An 802-nucleotide genomic window follows, 5' to 3' on the forward strand; every position below is an offset into this window, starting at 1 on the left:
CGCGGCGCTCGTCGTCGCCTCGCTGTTCGCCGTCCAGGCGAACCGCACGCAGGACGAACTCGCCGCCGAGCGCGACCGGGCACGTGAGATCGCCCACGTTCTGGCCGCCCCGGACGCGCGTGCGAGCAGCGGACGCGATGCGCGCGGCCGCACGATCGGAGTGATCGCCTCCGCATCGGTCCGCGGCGCGGTCGTCACGCTGGGCGGATACGACGCCCCTCCGCAGGGCCGGGTGCGCCAGCTCTGGCTGATGGACCAGGACGGCCGGCCCCGCTCCCTCGGGCTCTTCGACGGCGACACGCCCCTCGTCGCCTCCGGTCTCGACCCCGCGTCGACGTCACTCGCGGTGACCGTCGAACCGGACGGCGGCTCTCCGCAACCCACCGGCCGCCCCATCGTCCAACTCGCCCTGGAGACGGTCGGATTCGGAGAGTAATCGACGGGTGTTCGTCAACACCCTTATGGGGAAGGTGAATCCTGTGACCTCGATACACGGGTGCCGGTACGGGGCGATAGGGTTACCCTGCCCGGGCCGGGTGGAGTCGTACGGGTGGGGAGTGACATGGAACAGATAACAGTGCGCAGCAGGGCCAGGGTCCCTGCGATCACCTGCNNCGTGAGCTGACCGCGCGTGACAGCGCGCACCACGGCACCAGGGGCGCACGGGCCCGAGCGAGCCGCGTCTCGCTCTTCGCCCCGCTGCGCCGGCTGCGCCGCTCCCTGTTCGGCAGCCGCTAGCGTCCGCGCCGGACGGTCCCACCCGTCCCGGCGCGGACGCTAGCGGCTGCCGAACAGGGAGCGG

Annotated in this window: 1 protein-coding gene; it reads left to right on the top strand. The window is 72.4% G+C overall.

All coding sequences use genetic code 11. The features are described 5' to 3' along the window. Positions 1 to 436, top strand: a 436-nt coding sequence (locus CCN29_RS33995; RefSeq protein WP_143661469.1) for an anti-sigma factor, incomplete at its 5' end; no start/stop codon positions are given. Between the last annotated feature and the right edge of the window lie 366 nt (positions 437 to 802).

This window comes from Streptomyces pseudogriseolus (assembly GCA_002154585.1).
GTDB lineage: Bacteria > Actinomycetota > Actinomycetes > Streptomycetales > Streptomycetaceae > Streptomyces > Streptomyces pseudogriseolus.